This window comes from Candidatus Cardinium hertigii (assembly GCF_050864855.1).
Classification (GTDB): Bacteria; Bacteroidota; Bacteroidia; order Cytophagales; family Amoebophilaceae; genus Cardinium; species Cardinium hertigii_C.
Genome location: NZ_JBOZWW010000062.1, coordinates 30,750 through 55,709, shown reverse-complemented (window position 1 = coordinate 55,709; position 24,960 = coordinate 30,750). Strand labels below are relative to the sequence as shown.

Sequence of the window (24,960 nt, the reverse complement as noted above, 5' to 3'; positions counted from 1 at the left end):
ATTTTTAGCTTAATTACTTTTTTATAAGTGATTTTTAGGTTAGATTAATGTGAAGGCAGGGCGATTGTCTACTGAACCACATTTGCCTTACTTTTAACCCAATATCTTAATTTTTGGAAAAAGATCATAGTTTAAATGTATGAATATTCAAAAGAAGCTTAATATTTTATTTGCCAGAAGAGGCACCTGCCATGCTGAACGATTACTCCCTCAATTAGTAGAAAACGATCTATTGATTAGTGATAGACAACTTAGTGATCACCTTCGCTTTCTTTATCTATATACAGATTTATTAGCTTACTACGACAACAACAATCAACGAATAGATCAAAATATTTGGCGAAAATTTCTAGAGCAGGATGATACTGTTGTACGTTCTTTAATTTTACATACCAATATTGATACGTTAAAAAAACGTATGCATGAAGATTTTTTAACACTACGGCGTACGCATAGAGCCATTTCAGATGGCAAGTCTATGGAGACCATATTGTCTGTGGCGCAAGAGCTGATCATATTATTGGATTATTGGTATAAAAACCTATCCAATGAAGATGTTGTTCGAATAAAACTAGCTACCATTATAGATGAAGAAATCAATATCCATATCACTAAAATATATGGGTTGATCCAGCAGCATTATCAAACCAGTTCTATTCAATCTTTTATAAACTTTTCTACTTTTCTATATCAGAAGTGCGATAATACTTCTTTATGGCAATTAAAATCCGATTTGCTTTGTGATGAAGTAAAGGGTAGACAGCTTAATGATGATCAGGTTATCGATATTTTTGATGATTTTTTTGACGCAGTTTTCAATACTATTTATACCTTAAAAGCGTTATCTGCTAGCGATTATTTTGACACCCTTTCTTCTAAAAACAAAGAACCGCATATGGCGCTTTTGATAGCTTTTTTACAGCTGCTAGAGTATGCAGATGCACACCTTAATTATATTCCACAAAGGACCTTAGACCACTACTATAGGCATGTATTAAAATTTAATAATAATCCTTCTATTCCAGACCAGGCTTATGTGCATTTTGTGCTTAGTCCCAACTATTCTTTTGCTTTTGTACCAGAAGGAAGCCTTTTGGTTGCAAAAAATCCAGTGAATGGTGAAGATATTTTGTTTGAAACAAAAAGGAATCTAACTGTAAATAAAGCCAAAATATCTGAGATTAATACCCTATTTACCACTAAAAAAATCGATAAAGAAGGATATCAAACTATTAAATTATCTGCTGCTACTTATAATAGCGAACTATTGCAGACCCTTCCTTTTCAACTATTCCCTACCTTAGAAGATAATAAAGTAGCCAAAAAGCAAACCAACCAACACTTGGCTTTATTGGTTGGTTCCCCTTTATTGTACCTTGCTGAAGGCATCCGTACCATTTATATAAAATGGAAGTTTAACTTTGAGTCTTTTCAGCTATTAATCACGCGGAATCCAAATAAAGAAATTGATAATGAAGAATTGTTAAAACAATTATCAGATATCTTTCACAGCATGTTAAGGGTACAAATTACCACTAAAGATGGATGGTTGGATATACCAAAAGAATTTGTAACGATACAGTTTATCCATGATACCTGTTGTCTAGATATGACACTATCCCTAAATACAGAAGTACCACCAGTGGAAGCGTTGCCTACCGGATACAAAGGGACTATAGTGAATCCTGGAACGCCTACTTTATCTATTGGCATACGTGATGGGGCATCACTTACTGGTTTGTACCTTTTAAGTGGATTGGTACTGGAAAGAATAGATCTAAAGGTTAGTGTACAGGGATATCGTGGATTAATTCTTCAGAATCAATTAGGTATTATTGATAATAGTCAAATTTTTGAACCGTTTGGCCCGTTAGCTAAGTTAGACAGTAGTTTTTATATAGGGAGTGGCGAAATTTTTTCTAAAAATTTGACTGATTTGAAAATACATATCAAATGGGATAGTCTTCCTACTATAGAAGGGGGATTTAAGAGCTATTATGATGCCTATCCTATTAAAGTCAACAATGATGACTTCAAAGTCACTATTTCTTACTTAAATCATCAGCATTGGAATCCATCTTATGTTCAAAATAGACAACGGGTACCTCTTTTTCAAATTGTCAAAACAAGTAAAGGTAGTGAGCGGTTAGATGATCTTAGAACCATTAGCGAAATTGATCTAGCTGCATTACGGATCACTAAAACAAACACGCCGTTAGATGTTTCCGTTTATGGTCCTAAAACAGCAGCTGGCTTTTTAAAATTACAATTATATACATCCGAACAAGCTTTTGGTCATGCTATATATCCCAATTTGATGAGTAGTGTACTCGTTAAAAACGTTCAGAAAAAGAAAGAAGAAGATGCCATTATTTTGAATCAACCTTATACACCCCGTATTAAGGCCATTACCGTAGATTATGAAGCAGAAGAGTCTATTGTATTGACTTCTCCTCCTGGAGAAGAGGAAGAAAAGTATCTCAATAGTTTTTTTCGTATTGCTTCTTTTGGCTATTTGAAGGTATTTCCCAGCAATTTAGTGGCACCAGTTACATTATTGCCATTGATACCAGAGCAATTTATAGCTTTTGGCATAGAAGATCTAAATGGTACAAATTTATCCATGCATATAGCTATTCGTGAAAATAGTGCAGATCAAGAAACCCCAAGACCCAAATGGTTCTACTTATATGATAATACTTGGGAGCCCTTTGAGGAAGCGATTGTTGTAGACGGCACCAATGGGTTATCCAAATCTGGCATTATGATTTTTGATTTATCTAAATTGCCCAGCGATCTCAGTAAAAATAATACCTGTATGAAGCCAGGATTAACCTGGTTTAAAGCACAATTTATGAATGATGTAGGGGTCCTACCCACTATAGTAGGCGTTTATATACAAGCCGCTCCTGTATCAAGATTTATGGATAAAAATGGTGTTTTTTCTGCTCCAGTATTACCCGAAAAATCAATTCAACAGCTCCAAAACCCTATAGAAGGTATTGAATTGGTCCTACAACCTTGTCAAACCTTTGGGGGAAGACAGTTTGAAAATCATCAAGCTTTATATAGACGGGTTAGTGAGCGGTTAAGACATAAAAATAGGGCTATATCGGTCTGGGATTATGAACGACTTATCCTTGAAAAATTTCCAGAAATTTTCAGAGTAAAGTGTATCAACCATACCTCAAAAAAGAGGAATGATATGGTAAATCCTGGTCATATAACCATTGTAGTGATGGCTAAAACAGATCTTAGTCTGGGTATGCCTATGATAAGTAGGCAGCTATTAGCTGAAATTAAAACATATATTCAAAGTGTAAGTGCTCCATTTATAAAATGTGAAGTAGTAAATCCCACTTATGAGGATGTGAAGGTTAATGTTACGGTTAAGTTTAAACCAGATTATGAAAAAGGATTGTTTTTAAATTTACTACACCAAGATTTATATAACTTTTTTTCTCCATGGTTATTGAACCCATCAGAAGATGTCCAGTTGGGTGGTAGTATACCTACTTCTAAAATTATAGACTTCATTAATAACCGTTATTATGTAGAAGGCATAGGAAATTTTTCTATATTAAAGTATGCTGGTAAACCTCCAAATTTAAAGTTAGATAAGATAACCACCTATGATAGCCATTTATTTGCCAGCCATCCATGGTCTGTCATGGTTTCTTCAAAAAAGCATAAAATAGCTGTTGTGGATACATTTGATACTGCTCTGAAATTGCGTCATGGTAGCATAGGCGATATGGCTATTGCTGAAGATTTTATAGTAGGTCCATGGCAAGTACCTAAAGAAGAAGAACCGTTGCCATGTATAGATCAAGATAGCCCCATACCAAGCGTAGAAGAATACTGTTTAATCACTAAAAAATACATTAAAACCGATCATGGCCATCACTAGTAGAGAAGAACTAAAGAAAAGCTTTGAAAAGGGATCTATTCCTACCCAGCGTGATTTTGAAGATTTGATAGACTCTATGTTCCATAAACAAGATGATAAAGTTTTTTCTCAAGATTATGGTTTAAGTTTATCTCCTAAAGGTAGTTCTGCTAAGTTGATAACCTTTTTTAATGACTTAAATGATTTTAAACCTACCTGGAGTATTGAACAATATCCTAAAAATACGCCATCTTTTGGGTTTAATCTTGTTGATAAAGAAGGGGAGAGTAGATTCCTTGTACAGTCTAATGGCCATGTTGGTATAGGCACCACCAATCCATCAGAAAAATTAACTGTAAATGGTAACATCAGTATGCATGGGCGTAGGGGAGCATATGCTTCTGGTGAAGTCCCTGGAGATGGCAGTTGGTATAATATTACCCCTCCATTAAATGCATGCCATGCATTTGAAGTCATTGCTAAAATTGGTAAAAAAGGACGTGGTTTATATGCTATGAGTCATGCTATAGCACTCAGCACATTTGGAGATTCTAGTAATAAGGTTAGTACTGTAAAAGCCTATTATGGAAGTTTTAGAAATAAAATTAAGTTTCGTTGGACTGGAGATACTTTTAACTATACCTTACAGATAAAAACGCAACGTGATTATGGAGAAGATAGTATGATTAAGTATTATGTAACCAATTTATGGTGGGAGGAAGAAGAATATGAAGCTGTGCACCAATAACATTGGATCACTAGCCCTTTTATACAAGAACCTTTCTGATGCATCAAAGGGTTGAAGAGACGAAGTACTATTTTTTAACAAAAAAAACGTAGAGATAATGCGTAAATTTTCCTAGATTTGGGGCATACTTTTATTCAATCAATTATATCATTTAATATACTTATATACTTATGAAAAAAAACATTCATCCAGAATATAGGCCAGTTGTCTTTTTAGATACTTCTAGTGGTGCTAAGTTTATGACGCGTTCTACTATACATACATCAGAAACTATTGAGTGGGAAGATAAAAAAACATATCCTTTGTTTAAAGTAGAAGTGAGTTATGTTTCCCATCCTTTTTATACAGGTAAGAAAATTTTTGTAGATACAGCAGGTAGGATTGAGCGTTTCAATCAAAAATATAAAAAGAAAAATCCTACTATTTAAATGGACTAATGATCTATAAAGTCTCTTTTTTGTTCTGATCAATAAATAAATATAGCTTGGTGTTAAGCTTAGTCGATGGTCCCAATTAAAGTAACCTGTTAGTGGTTGTGTCAAAGTTTCTTTTGATGTTTCCAGTTGTAGCCATATCTGTTAAGTCAATTTTTTCATTGGTGTTTAACTTTTTTGTCTGATTTTAAGTTAATAAAAAAGTAATCTAGCATACATAAAAGTTTCTTGTTATGTGCATCAGCTTCTTGTGAGTATATAGTCTTATTGAAAAATAGGAATAGACTAGGTGTTCAAGTCGCAAAGATTTTAAATCTATTATTTGATATGCAATTTGCCAAGATACCCGACCACGATGCTTTTAAAAATGCTTTAATAAGAGTGGCTGCTACGCATAAGGTGGCACATGCGCAGCTTTTTCTAGGTCCTACTGGTTCTGCAAATCTTGCTTTAGCATTAGCTTTTGCTACTTATTTAAATTGTAGCTCCCCTAATCAAACAGATGCTTGTGGCAACTGTTTTTCGTGTGCTAGCATGGAAAAATTGACCCATCCCGATTTGCAACTGGTTTTTCCTAAAAAAACTAGTAGTGCAATTTTTGATCCGCAATCAGATAAAAATTATCTAGAGACATTCCGTAATTTGCTTAAAAAAAATCCTTTTTTGACCTTAGAAGAGTGGATTAGTGCCATGCACTTCGATCGTAAACAATGTCAAATTAGTAAAAAAGAGGTTGGGAAAATTATTCAACAACTTAGCTTAAAACCTTTTATGGGGCCATATAAAATTGTTTGCATATGGCTACCAGAATATCTCCATCATACAGCAGCTAATGCACTATTAAAAACCTTAGAAGAGCCACCTCCTTGTACTGTTTTTTTATTAATTGGTTCCAATAGTGAAAAAATATTACCAACCATTAAATCACGTGTGCAACAGCATGCTATTCCTCTTTTTTCAGAAGAAGCCATTGAACAAATGTTGCGCAATAGCTATAGCGATTTAGATGGCCATCGATGTAAAGAAATAGCATTTCTGGCTCAAGGGAATCTGTCTAAAGCCTTTCAATTGATCGAGCAAAGTGTTGGGGAAAACTTTGACTATTTTAGCCAGTGGATACGTTGTTGCTATAGTGGTAATTTGATTAAATTAGTTGCCCAATCTGAAGTATTTTATAAACTATCTATTGAAGCACAAAAGAATTTTTTTACTTATGCACTACAGATGAGTCGAGCTACCTTATTGGGCAAATTCAATGATTCACTTTTTCAAATAGGTTTACCTGCTGAGGCAACGTTTGTCAAAAAGCTTGGTCTTAATGTGACTATAAACCAATTAAAAGAGATTATAACAGAATTGATGCAGGCTTATTATTATGTAGAACGAAATGGCAATGCAAAAATGGTTTACCTCCATATGTCTATCCAAATTATAAATGTTTTTGCCTCTGTTTAGCTATTTCAGGGCCGACTAAATAAACTATTGACTTTTACGGATCAACTTTTATATTGAATATTTCAACAGAGATTTACGGATTGAAAACTAAATCTACCGGAATTTTGGATCGAAACCGTAACTTTCTATCGGTTTATAGACGGGGATGGTCCAACTAACTATTTTTGTTCCTGCCTCTATTTTTACAAACCTCCAATGCCTGTTTAGCGGCTTCTTCTAACGCCTGTGCTATCTCTGGCTCTAAGTATGTATAAGCTATTTTAATATCTATGGCTAGTGTCTCCTGAGCCATATGTTGTACCTCTTTTGTATTAATATAACTTTCTGATTGCCTTAGGTCATAGAGCCGCTCAGCTAGTTTGATAAACAAAACAGAAAGCTGTACATGATCTTCTTGAATGGATTGTTTTAATCGATTCTTCACATAAAGTAAAGAAGGATGATCTAGTTCCTCTCTTTTATCTATACCAACTACATTCAATACAAAGGCATACACACCCAAGTTATAATGTTGCTGGATATAAGAAAGAGGCAAGCAAGTACGGCGTACTAACCCATAAAGTAAAGAAGCATAAACCACCTTAGGAGAATGGAAAACCCAATCGACTACTAGTTTAGAAATACCTACTGCTCGTACATAAAATAATTGGCCTGAAGCATGACGCTTAAATCCAAAGTGTTCACGCAATAATAAAAGTATGCCTGAAATTATACTTGGATCAATAGGATCATCTTCACAAGATGATTTACAGATATGATCATGGAATTTCATTAGTTCCATCATTGAATCAGCTTGCTCTTTAGGGGTAACAGGCGTTTCTACAGTTAAGGAATCTATAGGAAGTTTGTAGGTCATCTTATCACGAATCTCACTAGATAGTGTCGTCATGAAATATTTTGTATATTTGTTTTGTAGTTCATATTATATTTTTAGATCATAACATCAATTATATTTATAGATGTCTAAATGGATTCACCGTCATGATATTTCAGACAAAGTATGGTCTATTTTATCACCTCTACTTCCAGGTCAACAAGGAGGTTGGGGAGCTGTTGCCAAAGATAATAGACTGTTTATTAATGCAGTATTTTGGATTTTACGTACAGGATCTCCTTGGCGTGATCTTCCATCGAGCTATGGAGATTGGAAAAACACTCATCGTAGATTTTCTCGCTGGAGAGATAATGGTATATGGGAGAGGATCTTAGAAAAACTGATTAATAATACTGATTTTAAATGGCTTATGATTGATGCTACTTATATTAAAGTACATATACATGGAACGGGTGCAAAAGGAGGCAACCAATCTATGAGTCGAACAAAAGGGGGCTTAATACGAAGCTACATTTGGCCGTGGATGCGTCTGGTATGCCGATCAGAGCTATTATCACAGAAGGTACCAGAGCTGATTGTAGCCAATCTCCATATCTTATTGAGGGGATAACTCCAAAGCATTTGTTGGCAGACCGTGCCTATGATACCGATAAAATCATTAAATATACTATAGAAAAAGGTATTGTTCCTGTTATCCCTTCCAAGAAAAACAGAAAAACAAAACGTTATTTTGACAAGAATTTATATAAATTCCGACATCTTATTGAGAATATGTTTCTCAAAATTAAGCAATGGAGAGGAATCTCCACTAGGTATGCAAAGAACACAGCATCCTTCTTGGCAGCTGTCCAAATTAGATGTATCCATTTATGGGCTAACTTTTTATGACGACACTATCTAGCATGCAAATCATATAATGAATGGCTATTAAAATATCCAGGTATAGAAAAAAAAGATTTACGTAAGATAGATGATAGTTGTTTTGGTACATCATTACCAGAGAGCTGGATAAACATCATAATAGATCGTCTAAATACAACCCCAAGCCTGAGTACTATAGAGCAATTTATACATGATAAACAAAAAGATATAGAGAGTTTGCATGTAATACCACTACTAAACTTAGATAATCTTGATGAACATCTCCATCATCATGGAGAAAGTCCTGAAGGCTTAAAAGCGCACCCCAGAGCACGTAGGGATATAGGTGATGGGTATAAAATAACCGAAGACAACCATCCGCATGTTCTAGTTGCAGAAACCAACGGTATGCACGATACTGAGCCAACCCAACCTGTGACCAATAGCGCTTATAGCCATACAGATAACTCATTTATAAACAGTATTGCTAATATGGTCCGTAGTGGTTTGCGTGCATTCCAATCCACAAACCAGATAATCAACATACCTCAGTGGTTTACTAAACATAGGGATAATGTTAATCACTCACATACAACATTACCACCAGAGACACCTAACATTCCACATAATGGCTCTTCTACTAGTACAAGTAGTATGGCTCATCATCTTTTAGCATTGGGAAATAATGAGAATTTAACATTCGTGAATTACTTGATTCATTCAATCAGTGGCAGTACACTGTATGATAATAATCATAGTACTGTAATCAACCATAATACCAACAATCAATATGCTCAAAATATGTCATATAGTGCATATTCCCCTAACGGTAGAAGTCATAATATGACATATACGGAAGAAAATATTACAAATTTTCAGCCCCCTGCTGCTCCTTCCTTATGGGAAAAATTTTGGTTCCTTGGTACGTAGTGGTTCTCTCATCTCTACAGTTGATTTTGATTTTTGGATCATTTGTTTTAGAGGAACCATTGCATGTGATTTTTAACTAGAAACGCTACAGAAATAATTTGTAAAAGAATGAAAATTATATAGTAGATTATCTGATATTGTGGGTAAGTGTGTTAAACTTATCCATAATCTCAGATAATAGCCTATATGTTTGGTCCCAAAAAATTGTGGTATATTTATAATCCAACCAATACTTTGCATGCAATCTTATATACTTATGAATTGGATTTTAAATTTTAGTAATCTATGCGCATGATATGGTACAGATACAAATACCATCAAACATAGAAGTCCCTTTCCCACTCATTGGTGCCCATACCTCTACCCAAGGGGGGCTCCACAATGCCTTATTACATGGTGCAACAATAGGTGCAACTACTATACAACTTTTTACCCGCAACCAACGTCAATGGAAAAGTAGCACACTGCAGCAAGCAGAGCTGGATAAATGGCACCATACGTTAGAAGTTACTGCTATGAAACAAGTGATGAGTCATGCCAGTTATTTGATCAACCTTGGCTCCAATAAAGCAGATCTATTGGCCAAAAGTCGTGAGGCTTTTTTAGAAGAAATAGAACGCTGCTTGGCTTTAAAAATTAGCTATTTAAATTTTCATCCAGGCGCTGCAACCGGAGACAATACACTAGCCTGTTTAGACCGAATTGTGCAAAGTTTATCGACCTGTGAATCACTTTTTCAACCAGAAACTACCTTACGTTTGCTTATAGAAACTACTGCAGGTCAAGGCTCTACTGTGGGCCATTCTTTTGAAGCGTTAGCCTATATAATCGATCGAGTCAAAACAGTAGTTCCGATTGGAGTTTGTATAGATACTTGCCATATTTTTGCAGCAGGCTATGACATCCGTACAGTAGATGGATGGGTAAATACATTGGCAAAATTTGAATCAATTGTTGGCCTAAACCACCTCTATGCACTACATGTGAATGACTCCATGACGCCACTTGGTTCAAGAAAGGATCGGCACGCTAACTTAGGAAATGGGGAAATAGGCATGGATGGTTTCAAAGCCATGATGCGTCATCCAAAACTTTACAGGATTCCCAAATATTTGGAAACACCTAATGGTACAACTATGTGGACAAAAGAAATAGAACTCCTGCGTAGTATTTACTAAATAGTCGGTCCTGAAATATTTTTTTGGATAAAGATATTGAATGGATATTTCTTTATAATATTTATGGTTTAGCAGGCGCTCTATTTTTCCTACCCAAGATATAGGTATAACTGGTTTTAAATTAAGAATTTAAATTATATAGGTTTTAATTTATTTGATTGTGACGGTGTTAAGAATAATTTTCTTGTAATCAGTCGTAGGTTATGAGCAATAGTACACATGTTATATGAGTATTTTTCGTAACCTAGCAACTGGTAGATGCAATTGCTTTCTATACTTAGTTACGGTACGGCGTGCCACATTATATCCCTCGTCTGCCAATAATGCTACAATACGTTCATCCGAGTAAGGATTTTGTTTATGCTCACTATTAATTAATTCTAAAATTCTGTTTTTAACAACCTTATTGCTAATATCCTCTCCAGTAGATCTGTTGATGCCTTCAGAGAAAAAAAACTTTAGAGGATATACGCCAAACCGGCCTTGTACTGACTTTTGGTTGACAATTCTTGAAATAGTAGAAGCATCCATACCAACTTTATCTGCTACATGTTGCAAAACCATTGGTTTTAGTTTATCAGTTTCTTCTTCTGAGAAGAAAGCATATTGCAGTTGTAAAATTGCTTCCATAGTCTTTAAAAGTGTTTGACTCCGCTGACTTAGCGCTTCCATAAACCATTTGGCATGCTCTAGATTTTTTCTTAAAAAGGCAATCATCTCCTGACTTTCTACATCTTGTTTCCGTTTTTTTTCATACGTTTCTAGTATATTAAGATATCTTTTATTAAAGCGTGGCTTATAAATAGGGTAGTGGACCAGTTCAACACTAAGCTTGCCTTGATTTTCTAAAATTATAAAGTCTGGAGTAAGATAATTATTGCTATACGCTATTCCATTATGATATTGGCCTGGTCTGGGATTAAGCCGAGCAATGTGCGCCAGTGCTTTCTTTAAAAGATTTGTGTCAGCAAGTCCTAATTTTTTAACCATTACATGGTAGTGTTTCTTTGTAAAAGCTTCAAAACAACTGCTTACCACACGTTGTGACAATTGAATGAGTGGATCTTTCTGATTTTGCCCTTTCAGTTGAATTAATAAGCACTCTTGTAGATTTCTAGCTCCAATACCAGGTGGATCTAAATGTTGAATAGCCGTTAATACTGCTTCAACCTCTTCTAGAGAAAGTTCTAAATAATGGATTACATGAAGATCTTGTAGAACTGTTTCCAAATCACATGAAAGGTAGCCATCTTGATCTAAACTACCAATTAGGTGTTCGCCTATTATATACCCTACTTTATTTAAGTGGAGCAAATAAAGTTGTTCTCTTAACTTTTCTTGTAATGAAACAATAGCTGGAGTCCAAAGGTCACGAGTAAGGTGACCCTCTGTTTTGTATATTTTTTTATTTAAATCAATCGAACGATAATCAGAAAAATCCTGAGCAAGTTGTTCTGATATGCAAGATGGTTCTTCACTTTCTACCTCTTTTACCTCATCTAATAAAGGATTTGTGGCAACCTCTTTTGAGATGTAGTCGTTAAGTGCTATAGTAGGTACTTGCAATAACTTAATAAATTGAATTTGTTGTCCAGATAATTTCTGGGTTAACCGTTGCTCTAATTGTAACTTCTGCATCTTAGCATTCAGTTGGATTAAATAAAAACTATTTATAGATTAGATCTTATTGGGTATGTTATATAGGTATACCAAAAAAATATGAATCTTTCTATATTATTCCTATACTAAAAGAGAATACATTGTATCGTAAAATTAAAGAACTTTTACAGTTTGGCACAGTTGGTACTGCAGTTGAAGCAAAAGGTTGGATTCGCACCAAGCGTATCAATAAGCAGGTTATATTTCTTACAATAAATGATGGTTCTTGTCAAGAAAACCTACAGGTAGTTATGGAACCATCTGCACTTCCCAAGACATTACTCAATCAACTGATTACAGGTGCTAGTGTTGAAGTATCTGGCAATCTAGTGGCTTCAAAAGGTAGCAATCAATTGGTGGAATTACATGGTTGCCAACTGACCCTACTAGGGAATGCGCCAGACTACCCCTTACAACCCAAAGCCCATTCGTTAGAATTTCTACGCACATGGCCACATCTTCGTTTTCGCACCAATACTTTTGGTGCGGTGTTTCGCATTAGACATGCCGTTAGTTATGCGATTCACCATTTTTTTCACGAGCGTGGTTTTTTTTACCTTCACACGCCTATTATTACTGCAGCTGATGCAGAAGGTGCAGGAGAATTATTTCGTGTAACGAGCCTGAATATGGCCCACTTACCTAAAAACCTAGATGGTAGTGTTGATTCTAGAGAAGATTTTTTTAATCAGCCTACTAACTTAACAGTTTCTGGACAACTTGCTGCAGAAGCAGCTGCTATGGGACTAGGGGCGGTCTATACTTTTGGTCCTACTTTTAGGGCAGAAAATTCCAATACAACCAGACACTTAGCAGAATTTTGGATGGTTGAACCAGAGGTGGCTTTTAATAACTTGGAAGATACTATTGCGCTTGCAGAAGGGTTGTTAAAATTTTTATTAGACTATGTACTAAAACATTGTCCTACAGAACTAGATTTTTTGAACCAACGGTTGCTTAGCTATAGAAATGAACAAGATGGAGCTGAGCTGCCCCTCTTAGAACGGTTGCGATTCGTATTGGCAGAGCCTTTCGTTTGTATTACCTATACAGAAGCCATTGCCATTTTAAAGAAAGCTCAATCAAGCAAGCATGGTAAGTTTGTCTATCCTGTTACCGATTGGGGTATGGATCTTCAATCAGAACATGAACGTTATTTGGTAGAACATTATTTTAAAAAACCTGTAGTAGTAACGGATTATCCAAAAAATATTAAGGCGTTTTACATGCGACAAAATGATGATGGCAAAACAGTAGCAGCTATGGATGTGCTTTTCCCTGGTGTAGGAGAAATTATTGGCGGATCCCAAAGAGAAGAGCGTATAGATTATTTGCAAAAAGCAATGCAACGTACCGCTATTCAAGATTTAAACTGGTATCTGGATACAAGACGTTTTGGTACCATACCCCATGGCGGATTTGGGTTAGGGCTTGACCGGTTGATATTGTTTATAACGGGTATGGAAAACATACGTGATGTTATTCCATTTCCACGTACACCAGGCCATGTACCCTGTTAAGTGGCTTTTTCCCATTTATTCATCTATATACACAACAGGATTACCTTTGCTGATGAACAAAATCTTTTAAAATAAGGCAACTAATCTGGCGCTAATAGTAAACATCGTTACTAAGTTTTAGATTCAAACAGCAACGTAATATTTATTTTTAGTAAAGATGACAAAACCTATTTATCTACTGTAATGCTTTTTCAATAGAATTGTTCCAACCTTCTATCTTTTGTATCAGCTGATTGCTTTTTGTACCAGTGGCTTCTTGGACTTTTAAATAGGCTACTAGGCAATCAAATGCTACCATAGCTAGCAGGTCTTGTTGATCCTGAATGCCAAGTTTTTTTTGATATCCTCTAATCCGTTCTGTTAAGATGTTGCCCGCCCTTCTTACAAAGGTTTCATCTTCTGGTTGTACCTTCATAGGATAGATTCGGTCACTGATTTTAATTTTTATAGAGAGTGATTCCATGGTATTAAACTTGTTCAAAATAGGCCAAACAGAAATCTATTTCTTTAATATACTGATTAATCCGATGGACTAAATGATGGCCCGATGGAGGGGAATTATGGTTGGCTGTAGGTGCATCAGCGGTTCTTTTTGACGCTTCCAGTAAAGACTTTAATGTTTGATTTTCTTCTGTTAAATGTACAATTTGTTTTTGGTAGTTTGCATGCACTTGTAATAGCTTTGCAACTGTTTTTTCAAATCGTGCTATGATGAGGTCATCCTCTTTAGATGAATTATCTTCTAATAATGACATGCAATTCACGTTCAAAAGTTTGCATCAGTTGATGCATAATTTGATCAATACTTTTGTCATCTAGTGTTTTTTCACTATCCTGTAAGGTAAAAGTAATGGCATAAGCGCTTTTATTTTCTGGTAAACTTGGGCCCTCATAGAGATCAAAAAGATGGATAGATTGAATATTTTTATGCCCCTGCTTTAAAATTAAATCTTTTATCTCTTGGAAACAAATTGCCTTATCTACTATCAACGATAGATCTCTTTTAACTGCAGGAAATTTAGAAATAGGTTGATAAATTTTATGTGGTCTACTGATCTTTAACAGTTGATTCCAACAAATATCTGCAAAGAAAACAGGTTGTTCCAAAGAACAATAATTTGTAATAGATGGCTTAACCTGGCCAAAAGTTGCTACTACTTTACCGCTGTCTACGACTTCAACGCCCTGTGTATAGAATGGGTGGGTAACTGCTTTGTAGGATAGATCCATAATACCTAACTTTTGGACAAGTTGTTCTATAGTAGCCCGAATGTTTTGTAACGTTATAGGACTTGTCTGGCTTATCTGGTTCAGCAACTCTATTTGACCAGTTAACCAAAGGGCCAATCTTTTTTCTTCATTATATGATGTGCCATCTTGGTGATAAATGGTACCCCACTCAAATAGTTTTAAATCGTGGTGACGGCGTGCAAAATTGTAGGCGATCACTTCTAGTCCACTAAAGAGCAAACTAGACCGTAATGTATTGGTAGACGCACTCAGTGGATTAAGAATCGAAATTGTTTTTTTTGTAGCTTCTATAGTTGCATAAACTTCTTTGGTTAAAGAATTGGTGCATATTTCATAATAGCCATTGGCTACCAGCATTTTGCTAATTTCTTCTGCCAATTTATGGCGGTTATCTATTCTACTTTCAGGAGCAAAATAAGCAGCAGTTAAATGGTTAGGAATGCGGTCATATCCATATATTCGTGCAATTTCTTCAATCAGATCAGCTTTTCTGGTTACATCCACTCTGTAAGGAGGTACCTTTGCAGTAAACCCTTCCTCAGTTTCTGCTTCAATAACTATTTCTAAGTCTGTTATAATTTGTTTAATGGTAGTTGGCTCAATTGTTTTACCCAAACATCGCGTAATCTCTGCATAAGCAATAGGAATATTGAAATGGGCTAATGGCGTTGGATAATATTCTACTACGTCACATGCTTCTGCAGAAGGGATTAGTTCTTGCAACAATAGTACTGCTCTTTTTAGCGCATAAAGGGGAAGATTGGGGTCTGTCCCACGTTCAAATCGAAAAGAAGCATCCGTTTTAATATGATGGTGCTGCGCTGCACGACGTATAACGGTTGGATGAAAATAAGCGCTTTCTATAAAAACATGTTGCGTGGTTTCTGTAATACGTGTCTTGTATCCACCCATAATACCAGCCATTGCTATAGGCCCCCCTTCATCGCAAATCATTAATTCATGACCAGCCAGTGTTCTCGTTACTCCATCTAATCCTGTAAATAAAGTACCTGGAGCGCATAGTTGCACCATCAGTGACTGGCCGATGATGGTGTCATAATCAAAAGCATGTAAGGGTTGTCCCAACTCGTGCAATACAAAGTTGGTTACATCTACTACATTATTAATGGGTTTTACACCAATCCGTGATAATCTAGTACGCAGCCATTCGGGAGAAGGTTGAGTCGTGTTATTTTTAAGCAAGAGTCCTGTATAACGTGGACATAGTAGAGGATCTATATGATCTATTTTTAATGGCCGATCAGATCGTACAGTGTGAAACGCCTCTATGGAAGGAAGCGTTGTAGGAAGGTGTAAAATAGCTTTTAGCTCTCTGGCTATACCTAGGTGTGAACAAGCGTCTGCTCGATTGGGTGTAATGTCGATTTCTAAAATTTCATCTATTAGATCTTTAAAGTAATCTTTGGCCGGCGTTCCGGCAGGTAGCATAGTGGACAATACCATAATACCAGCATGTGCTGGTCCGATGCCAATTTCGTCTTCCGCACAAATCATTCCTTCAGACCAGACCCCTCTCATTTTAATTTTTTTAATTTCAAAAGGTTTTTGGTCTACATAATTGTAAATGGTGCTACCCACTGGTGCGACCACTACCTTCTGACCAGCTTCTACATTAGCGGCACCACAAACAATAGTGCACGGCCTATCTGATCCAATATCTACTAAGGTTTGCTGTAATCTGTCTGCATTGGGATGGGGTAGGCATGATCGCACTTCACCTATTATAAGACCTTCTAAACCACCCTTAATGGTGGGGTGTATGTGGACTACTTCTAACCCTCTTTGGGTTAGAAGCGGTGCCAATTCTAAAGCGTTTAATGAAAAATTTATATAAGACTTTAGCCAATTTAGTGATATCTTCATAATGCGTAATCAATCCATATTATATAGCTACTGTTGCAACCTTCTGTATAACCATTTGATTTGATAGATACATTTGCGCTATTTTTTAATAGATGCCTTTTGTAACAAGAAGCAAGTCCATAAGTAGCTTGCCTTTAGTTTTGATGATCTACTCGTTTTAGTAATTGCACGCCATAACCATCCCAATCATTAATAGGTTTTCTAGCTATGCCAGAATCCATAGCAGCGCGTGCAACAGCTATAGAAACGGTAGAGAGTAAACGGCTATCCATCGGTTTGGGGAGTATGTATTCTTTGCCGAAATGGATGGTTTCACCATAGTATTTACGAATACCAACCGGTACTTCTTCTTGTGCCAGTTTTTGAATGGCTTGTACAGCAGCTTGTTGCATGGCTCCATTAATCGCACAAGCACCTACATCTAAGGCACCTCTAAAAATGTAAGGAAAAGCAATTAAATTATTTACTTGGTTCGGGAAATCACTACGTCCTGTGGCAAAGATAACATCTGGTCTAGTAGCCATAGCATCTCGGTAAGAAATTTCTGGTACAGGATTGGCTAAGCCAAAAATAATAGGATCCTTAGCCATTCGTTCTATACTTTGGCTCATTAATATGTTCCCAGAAGAGAGTCCTATAAAAACATCTGCTCCGATTACTGCATCATGTAAGGTATGCACGGGGCGGTCTGTAGCAAAGGGTGCTTTAATAGGCGTAAGTGTATCACTATCTTGACGAATCACTCCTTTTCTATCACACATAATGATCTGCGCCGGATTGGCGCCTAGGGCAATCAAAAGTTTTGCCGTTGCAACGGCTCCTGCACCAGCTCCACTAAAAACGATTTGTACGTCTGTAATAGCTTTATTTGCAATTAATAAGGCATTTAATAAACCAGCCGCTACCACAATAGCCGTAGCATGTTGGTCATCATGCATAATGGGTATATCCAATTGATCTATTAAAGATGCTTCAATCTGGAAGCATTCAGGTGCTTTAATATCCTCTAGGTTAATGGCACCAAAAGTAGGCGCCAATGCTTTAATAACCTGTATCACTTCTTCAGGGGCAGTTGCATCAATTTCTATATCAAAGGCATCCACCCCCGCAAATCTTTTTAAGATCATTGCCTTTGCTTCCATAATGGGTTTAGCAGCTAAAGGTCCCATATGTCCATAACCTAATACAGCTGTACCATTGGATACGACACCTACTAAGTTGCCTTTATTGGTATATTCGTAAATGCGTTCACTACAGGCAGCAATTTCTTCGCAAATTATACCTACACCAGGTGTATAAGCTGTAATGATATCACGGGGTGTATGAAGGGACTTGGTGAGACACGTACCTATTTTACCAGCAGGAAATTGCGCATGATAGGCTAAAATTTGTTCCTTAGTAACAGCTGTTTTATTCATAGTATTTCGATATTTAGGTAAAAATCTTAGATATTTTAATATAAATATTTGCTTGCTAATCAGTAGCAGATACATCAAGTTACCATTTTTAAATTATTTATACTAAAAGTTGCTGCATCAATTAATCGCTTATGTTGTACTGTAGTTGTTTACTACGTAATTGTCCACAAGCGGCGTCAATATCTGTACCATGTTCTCCACGCACAACTGCATAAATGCCCTGTGCACGTAGTGTAGAAATGAAATGGTAAATAGTCTTGGGCAGACTGCGTTTGTAATGGACTAATTCATTTACTGGATTATAGGGAATAAGATTTACATGAATCAAATGGCGTTGTTTGCGTGCCAAAATTAAATTGGCTAACTCAAAAGCACATGATTCTGAGTCATTCACATCTTTTAGTAAAATATATTCAAAGGTTACACGTCTATTTGTTTTTTCCAAGTAGTAATCTATGGCTTCCATAAGTTTTTCTATGGGAATGGCTTTATTGAGCCGCATAATCTGTGTACGTAGTGTATTGTTGGCTCCATGCAAGGAAAGGGCAAGATTTACCTGTAGACCTTCATCTGCAAAAGTTTTTATTTTACGATCTAGTCCACTGGTAGAAACCGTAATATGTCGTGCACCAATAGCAAGGCCTTTGGCATGGTTTACAATATGTATAAAGCGCAAAAGATGATTATAATTATCGAATGGTTCTCCAATACCCATGACGACGATATGGCTAATTCTTTTTTGCCCAGGCGCTGTATCCAACTTTTTTTGCATATGGAGCAATTGCTCTACTATTTCGCCTGCTGTTAAATCTCTTTTTTTGGGTAGGAGACCACTGGCACAAAATGTACAACCAATATTACAACCCACTTGTGTGGTAACGCAAATGGATAGCCCATAGCTATGTTCCATTAAAACGGTTTCAATTAAATGGCCATCATGTAGTTTCAGTAAACACTTAATCGTTCCATCCTTAGCATATTGAATTTTATCTTCTACCGTGGAAGTCAATAAAAAATGTTTATCTAGTAGCGATCGAGTGTTTACACTTAAGTCACTCATTGCACTAAAGCTATTGACTCGTTTTTGGTAGATCCATTTCCAAATTTGGCCACTACGAAAGGGTTTTTCACCCTGTTCTGTCAACCAAATTATTAATTCTTTTTCAGTTAAATTATAGATGGATGGTTTGGGCAAACAGCTGCTTAGAGATGCTGACATAAAATTGATTAAAATAAAGTATTAAAATTATATACCATAGTAGTGTACTGTTATAATGAGAAAATAAGCATTGGAAAAAAAATTAATGGTTTGGAAATATTTTATTCAAAATATCATACATGCATATGATGACCACTAGACTTAAACGGCCAAAGCCATCGTTAGGCTTTGCTTCTTTAGAAGAAGCAATCTTATTTGGCCATGGCCATGGGATAGGTAAATAGTAAAAAGTGGAGTAGATTTACACCAAAATGGACAATCATCGAGCATACTACTTTACTTGTTTTGTAATAGGTATATCCATACCAAAAACTAGCTATAGCTGCGAGTCCCATATAGATAATACCCCCTTTAAAATGTACTATGCCGAATAGGAATGAAGTGAGTATAACGGCCCATAGTCCATTGTCGATCCCATAACGGGTTAACCCATTTTGGATAGCTCTTTGTAAACAACCACGAAAAAGTACTTCTTCTGCCATACAAACTAAAAAAAAATTATGCATGACCCATATCCACAGTATATTGGTTAGACAAGGATCAAATAATATAAAGCCACTTAGATAACCGGGTATAAAAATAAATGGAATAGACCATATATAGGGAATAACGGTATGTTTTATAAGCTGCCAGCAGCTTAGGTGATTACTTTTTTCTAAAGTAGATAGGTCACTCATACAATAAACCATTAGCATAACCATCGGCTGATCAAAGTTTAGATCCATTGAAAACGGGGCGGATAATGGAGATAGTTTTGTTGCATGGATCGCCGATATATTAACAAAACCTGGAATACCATGCAATGCAATGACCAATATAAATGCACATAATATAGTACGTAATACAATTCTTGCCCACTTATGTAGTGAAAAGTTTAAATATATGTAGCCAATATAGATAGATAGGGCTAAAAAAAAGATACCGATGCTATTTATTACCCCTTGGTACCATGCTACTAAATTTGTAGCGATGATCCATAGGTAGGCAAGTCTTTTTTGCTTACAGAATAAGGCTACCAGTATGGTACACATTAGCAGAAGGTAGGTAGCGTTCATTTAATATATACAATTTACTACACATTAAAACGAAAAAGCATTACATCACCATCCTGGACTACATAATCTTTACCTTCTATGCGTAGCTTTCCCGCTTCACGACAGCTATGTACATTTTTATAGGTTTGATAATCTTCAAAAGCAATAACCTCTGCTTTAATAAATCCACGTTGAAAATCTGTATGAATTACGCCTGCTGCTTGAGGTGCTTTCGTACCATTTTGAATAGTCCATGCCCGTACCTCTTGTGGGCCTACTGTAAAATAGGTGATCAGCTCAAGCAACGAATAGGTCGATTGAATCAACGTGTCTAATGCAGATGCTTTAAGTTTATATGTTTGTAAGATAAAATCTTTTTCTTCACCATTTAATGCGTTAAGTTGTATTTCTAATGCAGTTGAGCCCACAATCATCTTACTATTTTCTTCGGTGATAGCCTCTTGTAGGGCAGACAAGTGAGGGTTATCATTCCCAAGTATGGTAGCTTCATCTACATTGGCAAAGTAAATAACAGGTTTTGAGGTAAGTAACTGCCAATCGTCGATCAGTGGCTGATCTGCTGCTGTTACGCGAATGTCTCGTGCATTACGGCCTTGTTTAAGTGCTGTTAAAAATAAGTTCAATAGCTTATGGCCATCTTGTGAAGCCTTTGATGCATGTTTAGCAAACTGCTCCATCTTATTTAACCTTTTGGTTAAGCTATCGATATCCTTGCACCGTAGCTCATGGTCTATAATTTGTTTGTCAAAAACAGGATCTACACCACCAGCTATATGTAATACATCTTCATCCTCAAAACACCTGATCACATGTACAATTGCATCCACTTCACGAATATGGCTAAGGAACTTATTACCCAAACCTTCTCCTTGATGGGCATCCTTTACCAACCCAGCTATATCTACAAATTCTATAACAGCGGGTATACTATTTTTAGAGTTTGCTAGTGTAGTAAGGCGTTCTATACGTGGATCTGGTACAATTACCATGCCTAGATTAGGTTCTATGGTACAAAAGGGGAAATTGGCAGAAGCTGCATTCCCATTTGATAAACCATTAAATAACATAGATTTGCCTACATTTGGCAACCCAACAAGTCCACATTTTAAAGCCATAGGTCAATGTATAAAATCAAAAACTTTAATATGACAGCTTATAAGCATCCTAAATGTGTTTTAATTTGATCTGAGTAGCTTATTTGTTTCGACTTTCCTCTGTATTTCGATCAAATTGATCGAATGCATAGTCCGCCATTAGTGTAGTTTTAAGGTGATCAACTACTTCAGTAAGTGCGCGAATAAATTTATTTATATCTTCTTTATATAAAAAAATCTTATGTCTTTCGTAAGCCATGCCATCGGTTTCTGTTCTTTTTTTACTTTCTGTGATGGTAAGATAATAGTCTTTGCTTCTGGTTGACTTTATATCAAAAAAATAAACTCTTTTTCCTGCATTTACCCTTTTGGAATAAACCTCATCTAATCCTCTATGTAATTCCACTGTATATTTAATTTATATATTATATATCCTGGTTCTGGCGACACCTTTTAACACCCATGTAGAAATTTCTTTTTTTCTAGCAATTTTTCTTTCGTTTCTGGGTGATCTAGATCTAATACACAACAGTCTACTGGGCAAACTGCTGCACATTGCGGTGTTTCATGAAAACCAACGCACTCTGTACATTTGTCTGTAACAATATAAAAGGTATCATCTGTGTAGGATGGTTGTGGCGTAGTGGCATCCAATAATACTCCTTCTACCTCTACTGTTTTCAACTGTGTACCCTCAGCCCATTGCCAATCTGCTCCACCCTCATATATTGCAGTATTAGGGCACTCCACTGCACATGCACCACAATTAATACATGCTTCTGTTATCCGTAAAGCCATATTTCTAAAACTATTTATATACTTGCTAAATTAATAGAAATAAAAGATTGCAGCAAATTCTTATCTAGAGTTTGGGTGAATAATTTTAAAGATCTAAGCCAATTTTTAAAATTTCTAATTCAATGATACCAGAGGGCGTATCGATTTGAGCAGTCTCAGATATTTTTTTACCTAATAGTCCTTTTCCCATAGGTGACTCAACAGAAATTTTACCCTGCTTTAGGTCAGCTTCTCCCTGAGAGACAAGCATAAAAACAGATTCTATACCTGTTTTTTTATTCCTAACGCGTGTTTTTGAGAGAATAGAAACCCGAGATAAGTCAATTTCATCTGCTTGTAGTACTCTAGCATTGGCCACCAAAGTTTCCAAAGCAGCAATTTTTGCTTCTAATAATCCTTGTGCATCTCTAGCAGCATCATATTCCGCATTTTCACTTAGATCTCCCTTTTTATGAGCTTCTGCCAAGTCATTGGCTACTCGAATGCGCCCTTCGCTTTTTAACCAAATCAGCTCTTTCTTCATGCGCTCTAATCCTTCTTCTGTGTAATAGGTCATGGAGGTTCTATGTTTTATGGTTCTAATTGTTTTTTACGATGCAAATCGTTCCGATTGCTTTAAAAAATCACTATTTCTAGTATGTTTCATACATTCATGCTAGTACTGGTTATTTATCAAAGAACTATGGATAAAAATAGGAGTAGGAAGGCAATGCATAACATGTTAAACTTATACCCAGCAAGGATGGGTATGACCACAACGCCCCAATGCATACCTACGGACAGTAAGGCAAGGAGTACTGCTAAAAATCTTCCAATTGCTTTGATATTACCTTTCATCTTGATTCGTACTTATAAAAATTATGCAGCCAGGTTTTTCCAAGCTTTTTAATTGTTTTACATATAAATATTAGCCCAAGAAACAACAGCATGTTTGGCTACTTGGTTGCAATTAGTAATATTCTCAAATTAACTTGGTTGGTAAGCCTTGCAATATGGCTGTTTGCCGTTGGCATGGCCAAAGCGCTAATATAAAAAATAAAAAAATAAAATTAATCGTTGTGCAGCATCTATGGTTGATTTTATAGCGAGCTTTTTTAAACGTTTTTTAATGGCTAATTCAGAATATATAGGCAATAGAATCTACGAAAGAACCAAACATAACAGCCATTAAAGCTTTTATTTTAAAATTATATTTTGTATTATTAATTTCTAATTGTATTTTTATACAATCGATTTGCCTAAATATAACATTGGTTTCCTTTAAGCTAAATATAAAAAGCTTTCATAAGCCAATGTGCATATGTATTAAAAAATATCGTAAGAAAATGATGAAATATATTATGGTTAATCAAAAAAAACAGACCCTCATAAGGCAATTTATTTATGTTGTATTGATCCGTTTCAGTGTTTTACTAAAATTAAAATACAATAGATGCTTCTGCCTATTACTAATGGTCTTTACTGCTGGTTGTAATACATTCCATAAATATAGTATGAATGATGGTCATATAGATCCAACACTGGCATTGGAGAATATTAATACATTACCAGTTGCACATATGGTTGCACAGGTCAGATCTAAGCAATTATCTATAAAAGATATTCAGAATAGATTATTGGGCCTTATTAAAAATAAACTTGAAGAAAAAACGCAAGATGATAATGGGGAAACGGTAGTACAATTAATCATTAATGGCTTGAAAAGCCATTGTGAGACCAGCAAAGCAATAAATAATTATCTCAACCGTATTAATGTAGACAAAATTGGGTTTCCTGTAAGATCTAATAAAACTTATGTGCAGCTCTCAATGGCTCTAGACTGGGTGCAAAGCCAAAAAGAAATGTTTATAACTAACTTACGGCAAGACAAATTATATCGTAACATGTCTAATGTTGTCCCTGTGGATGCGTTGCCTACTTTAAAATCACCGAGTGATACTGTATTTTGGGGTAATGAAAATCCTTCGGTCAGCACTGTGATGCTTATAAGCATTGCAGCTACTTTAGGTATAAAGCCAGATCCAATAAATATGCCTGCAGCGGCTACAGTGTATCATTTTCTTGATCCTGATTTTGAATTACCAGATAGCCTAGTACCTGAGTCTTATCCTTTTGCTTCTCAACGTACTATGCTTCTTATAGGTGATTACCAATATGGTGGTCAGCGCAGGTGGTATGGATCAGATTTGCATAATTTTTGTAGCTCTGATTTGAAGGGGCAGTTATTATTGGGTCCAGAAGATTGTTCTAGTGCTGTAGGAAAAGCAACATATTGTACTACTGCTCAGGTTAGCAGCTTAACGACTAACGCGATAATTAAATCGTATGACCAAAAAGATAATGTATATCATTATGCTTCAGTTACCCATTTAATAAAAGGAGACATCAGTGATGACCAATTAAGGTTAATCAACCCAGGGGATATATATGTAGTCAGAGGTCATACAGCTATTGTCGCATCTAAACCTGATCAAAAAGGTAATGTTATTACTTTACAGTTTAATAGAGATATAGATACCAGTGAAGGAAAGTTGTCAGGAGGTGGTTTGTTCCCTTATAATTTATGTGAACCAAAAGCAAACGATACTTATTTCTTACGTAAAGACTTGACTTGGAAAGAAAGCTTCAGTTTATCAGACTTTCTTAGGAAGAACCAAGAACAATATGAAAAAATATTCCCAAATGGTCGTCCTACCGATAAATTGGGTGATTGTAGAATATTCTATGAATAA

General features: G+C 35.9%; 21 protein-coding genes and 1 pseudogene. 9 read left to right on the top strand and 13 right to left on the bottom strand.

Annotated features, from left to right (window positions below; all coding sequences use genetic code 11):
* The first annotated feature begins 139 nt into the window (after positions 1-139).
* The 4 genes from ACRRVB_RS04525 (at position 140) to ACRRVB_RS04510 (ending at position 6,526) form a co-directional block, all read left to right on the top strand.
* Entirely contained in the window at positions 140-3,910 is a 3,771-nt protein-coding gene (locus ACRRVB_RS04525; protein ID WP_432466776.1) for a baseplate J/gp47 family protein, read from the top strand.
* Positions 3,897-4,637 carry an adhesin gene (locus tag ACRRVB_RS04520; protein ID WP_432466775.1) on the top strand — a complete coding sequence of 247 codons (741 nt, stop codon included), beginning with the start codon at positions 3,897-3,899 and terminating at the stop codon, positions 4,635-4,637. The genes ACRRVB_RS04525 and ACRRVB_RS04520 overlap by 14 nt, the downstream gene beginning before the upstream one ends.
* Positions 4,638-4,807: 170 nt before the next feature.
* Positions 4,808-5,065, top strand: a complete 258-nt coding sequence (locus ACRRVB_RS04515; RefSeq protein WP_432466774.1) for a type B 50S ribosomal protein L31 — start codon at positions 4,808-4,810, stop codon at positions 5,063-5,065.
* Between the two features lie 333 nt (positions 5,066-5,398).
* The gene (locus ACRRVB_RS04510; protein ID WP_432466773.1) at positions 5,399-6,526 is read left to right on the top strand and encodes a DNA polymerase III subunit; all 1,128 of its coding nucleotides are present in this window, start codon (positions 5,399-5,401) and stop codon (positions 6,524-6,526) included.
* Between the two features lie 154 nt (positions 6,527-6,680).
* On the opposite strand, the gene ACRRVB_RS04505 is transcribed toward ACRRVB_RS04510, so the two are convergent.
* Positions 6,681-7,415 (bottom strand): HD domain-containing protein, encoded by a 735-nt coding sequence (locus ACRRVB_RS04505; RefSeq protein WP_432466772.1) that lies wholly within the window; start codon positions 7,413-7,415, stop codon positions 6,681-6,683.
* A 70-nt stretch (positions 7,416-7,485) separates the two neighbouring features.
* Here ACRRVB_RS04505 and ACRRVB_RS04500 point away from each other — a divergent pair.
* The 3 genes from ACRRVB_RS04500 to ACRRVB_RS04490 all read left to right on the top strand — a co-directional run bounded on the left by ACRRVB_RS04500 (position 7,486) and on the right by ACRRVB_RS04490 (position 10,330).
* A protein-coding gene (locus ACRRVB_RS04500; RefSeq protein ID WP_432466339.1) for an IS5 family transposase occupies positions 7,486-8,249 on the top strand; the annotation gives its coding sequence in 2 pieces (ribosomal slippage) (positions 7,486-7,858 and positions 7,858-8,249; 765 coding nt in all).
* A gap of 210 nt (positions 8,250-8,459) precedes the next feature.
* Positions 8,460-9,152: a hypothetical protein gene (locus ACRRVB_RS04495; RefSeq protein WP_432466771.1), complete on the top strand. Its 693-nt coding sequence runs from the start codon at positions 8,460-8,462 to the stop codon at positions 9,150-9,152.
* A 296-nt stretch (positions 9,153-9,448) separates the two neighbouring features.
* Positions 9,449-10,330 carry a deoxyribonuclease IV gene (locus ACRRVB_RS04490; RefSeq protein WP_432466770.1) on the top strand — a complete coding sequence of 294 codons (882 nt, stop codon included), beginning with the start codon at positions 9,449-9,451 and terminating at the stop codon, positions 10,328-10,330.
* Between the two features lie 36 nt (positions 10,331-10,366).
* Here the strand turns inward: ACRRVB_RS04490 and ACRRVB_RS04485 are convergent.
* Positions 10,367-10,548 (bottom strand): annotated as a pseudogene (locus ACRRVB_RS04485) (IS5-like element ISCca5 family transposase); the annotation flags it as partial.
* Positions 10,549-10,552: 4 nt separating this feature from the next.
* Positions 10,553-11,968, bottom strand: coding sequence for an RNA polymerase factor sigma-54 (rpoN, locus tag ACRRVB_RS04480; protein WP_432466769.1), 1,416 nt, complete (start codon positions 11,966-11,968; stop codon positions 10,553-10,555).
* 122 nt (positions 11,969-12,090) lie between these two features.
* Here rpoN and asnS point away from each other — a divergent pair, with 122 nt between their 5' ends.
* Positions 12,091-13,509 carry an asparagine--tRNA ligase gene (gene asnS / locus ACRRVB_RS04475; RefSeq protein ID WP_432466768.1) on the top strand — a complete coding sequence of 473 codons (1,419 nt, stop codon included), beginning with the start codon at positions 12,091-12,093 and terminating at the stop codon, positions 13,507-13,509.
* Positions 13,510-13,684: 175 nt separating this feature from the next.
* Here asnS and ACRRVB_RS04470 read toward each other — a convergent pair whose 3' ends face one another.
* The 10 genes from ACRRVB_RS04470 to greA form a co-directional block, all read right to left on the bottom strand.
* Positions 13,685-13,990: a cell division protein ZapA gene (locus ACRRVB_RS04470; protein ID WP_432466767.1), complete on the bottom strand. Its 306-nt coding sequence runs from the start codon at positions 13,988-13,990 to the stop codon at positions 13,685-13,687.
* Positions 13,977-14,264, bottom strand: coding sequence for a hypothetical protein (locus ACRRVB_RS04465; RefSeq protein ID WP_432466766.1), 288 nt, complete (start codon positions 14,262-14,264; stop codon positions 13,977-13,979). Before ACRRVB_RS04465 ends, ACRRVB_RS04470 begins: the two co-directional genes overlap by 14 nt.
* Complete coding sequence (pheT, locus tag ACRRVB_RS04460; protein ID WP_432466765.1) at positions 14,245-16,644, bottom strand: phenylalanine--tRNA ligase subunit beta; 2,400 nt, start codon at positions 16,642-16,644, stop codon at positions 14,245-14,247. Before pheT ends, ACRRVB_RS04465 begins: the two co-directional genes overlap by 20 nt.
* A 134-nt stretch (positions 16,645-16,778) precedes the next feature.
* The gene (locus tag ACRRVB_RS04455) at positions 16,779-18,062 is read right to left on the bottom strand and encodes a malic enzyme-like NAD(P)-binding protein (protein ID WP_432466764.1); all 1,284 of its coding nucleotides are present in this window, start codon (positions 18,060-18,062) and stop codon (positions 16,779-16,781) included.
* Positions 18,063-18,183: 121 nt separating this feature from the next.
* Entirely contained in the window at positions 18,184-19,281 is a 1,098-nt protein-coding gene (rlmN, locus tag ACRRVB_RS04450; protein WP_432466763.1) for a dual-specificity RNA methyltransferase RlmN, read from the bottom strand.
* 191 nt (positions 19,282-19,472) lie between these two features.
* Entirely contained in the window at positions 19,473-20,312 is an 840-nt protein-coding gene (locus tag ACRRVB_RS04445) for a CPBP family intramembrane glutamic endopeptidase (RefSeq protein ID WP_432466762.1), read from the bottom strand.
* A 41-nt stretch (positions 20,313-20,353) separates the two neighbouring features.
* Positions 20,354-21,451 carry a redox-regulated ATPase YchF gene (gene ychF, locus ACRRVB_RS04440; protein ID WP_432466761.1) on the bottom strand — a complete coding sequence of 366 codons (1,098 nt, stop codon included), beginning with the start codon at positions 21,449-21,451 and terminating at the stop codon, positions 20,354-20,356.
* Between the two features lie 79 nt (positions 21,452-21,530).
* A complete protein-coding gene (locus ACRRVB_RS04435; RefSeq protein ID WP_432466760.1) occupies positions 21,531-21,836 on the bottom strand; it encodes a DUF3276 family protein in 306 nt (101 codons plus the stop codon).
* A 47-nt stretch (positions 21,837-21,883) separates the two neighbouring features.
* Positions 21,884-22,228, bottom strand: a complete 345-nt coding sequence (locus ACRRVB_RS04430; protein WP_432466759.1) for a 4Fe-4S dicluster domain-containing protein — start codon at positions 22,226-22,228, stop codon at positions 21,884-21,886.
* Between the two features lie 85 nt (positions 22,229-22,313).
* A complete protein-coding gene (greA, locus tag ACRRVB_RS04425) occupies positions 22,314-22,784 on the bottom strand; it encodes a transcription elongation factor GreA (protein ID WP_432466758.1) in 471 nt (156 codons plus the stop codon).
* Between the two features lie 895 nt (positions 22,785-23,679).
* Between greA and ACRRVB_RS04420 the strand changes: the two genes are divergently transcribed.
* Positions 23,680-24,960: an RP439 family protein gene (locus tag ACRRVB_RS04420; protein WP_432466757.1), complete on the top strand. Its 1,281-nt coding sequence runs from the start codon at positions 23,680-23,682 to the stop codon at positions 24,958-24,960.

What these genes read in the sequence shown, in the direction of transcription:
- ACRRVB_RS04525 (WP_432466776.1), top strand. Translation starts at nt 140, where the DNA reads ATGAATATTCAAAAGAAGCTTAATATTTTATTTGCCAGAAGAGGCACC.
- ACRRVB_RS04520 (WP_432466775.1), top strand. Translation starts at nt 3,897, where the DNA reads ATGGCCATCACTAGTAGAGAAGAACTAAAGAAAAGCTTTGAAAAGGGA.
- ACRRVB_RS04515 (WP_432466774.1), top strand. Translation starts at nt 4,808, where the DNA reads ATGAAAAAAAACATTCATCCAGAATATAGGCCAGTTGTCTTTTTAGAT.
- ACRRVB_RS04510 (WP_432466773.1), top strand. Translation starts at nt 5,399, where the DNA reads ATGCAATTTGCCAAGATACCCGACCACGATGCTTTTAAAAATGCTTTA.
- ACRRVB_RS04505 (WP_432466772.1), bottom strand. Translation starts at nt 7,415, where the DNA reads ATGACGACACTATCTAGTGAGATTCGTGATAAGATGACCTACAAACTT.
- ACRRVB_RS04490 (WP_432466770.1), top strand. Translation starts at nt 9,449, where the DNA reads ATGGTACAGATACAAATACCATCAAACATAGAAGTCCCTTTCCCACTC.
- rpoN (WP_432466769.1), bottom strand. Translation starts at nt 11,968, where the DNA reads ATGCAGAAGTTACAATTAGAGCAACGGTTAACCCAGAAATTATCTGGA.
- ACRRVB_RS04465 (WP_432466766.1), bottom strand. Translation starts at nt 14,264, where the DNA reads ATGTCATTATTAGAAGATAATTCATCTAAAGAGGATGACCTCATCATA.
- pheT (WP_432466765.1), bottom strand. Translation starts at nt 16,644, where the DNA reads ATGAAGATATCACTAAATTGGCTAAAGTCTTATATAAATTTTTCATTA.
- ACRRVB_RS04455 (WP_432466764.1), bottom strand. Translation starts at nt 18,062, where the DNA reads ATGAATAAAACAGCTGTTACTAAGGAACAAATTTTAGCCTATCATGCG.
- rlmN (WP_432466763.1), bottom strand. Translation starts at nt 19,281, where the DNA reads ATGTCAGCATCTCTAAGCAGCTGTTTGCCCAAACCATCCATCTATAAT.
- ACRRVB_RS04445 (WP_432466762.1), bottom strand. Translation starts at nt 20,312, where the DNA reads ATGTGTACCATACTGGTAGCCTTATTCTGTAAGCAAAAAAGACTTGCC.
- ychF (WP_432466761.1), bottom strand. Translation starts at nt 21,451, where the DNA reads ATGGCTTTAAAATGTGGACTTGTTGGGTTGCCAAATGTAGGCAAATCT.
- ACRRVB_RS04430 (WP_432466759.1), bottom strand. Translation starts at nt 22,228, where the DNA reads ATGGCTTTACGGATAACAGAAGCATGTATTAATTGTGGTGCATGTGCA.
- greA (WP_432466758.1), bottom strand. Translation starts at nt 22,784, where the DNA reads ATGACCTATTACACAGAAGAAGGATTAGAGCGCATGAAGAAAGAGCTG.
- ACRRVB_RS04420 (WP_432466757.1), top strand. Translation starts at nt 23,680, where the DNA reads ATGGTCTTTACTGCTGGTTGTAATACATTCCATAAATATAGTATGAAT.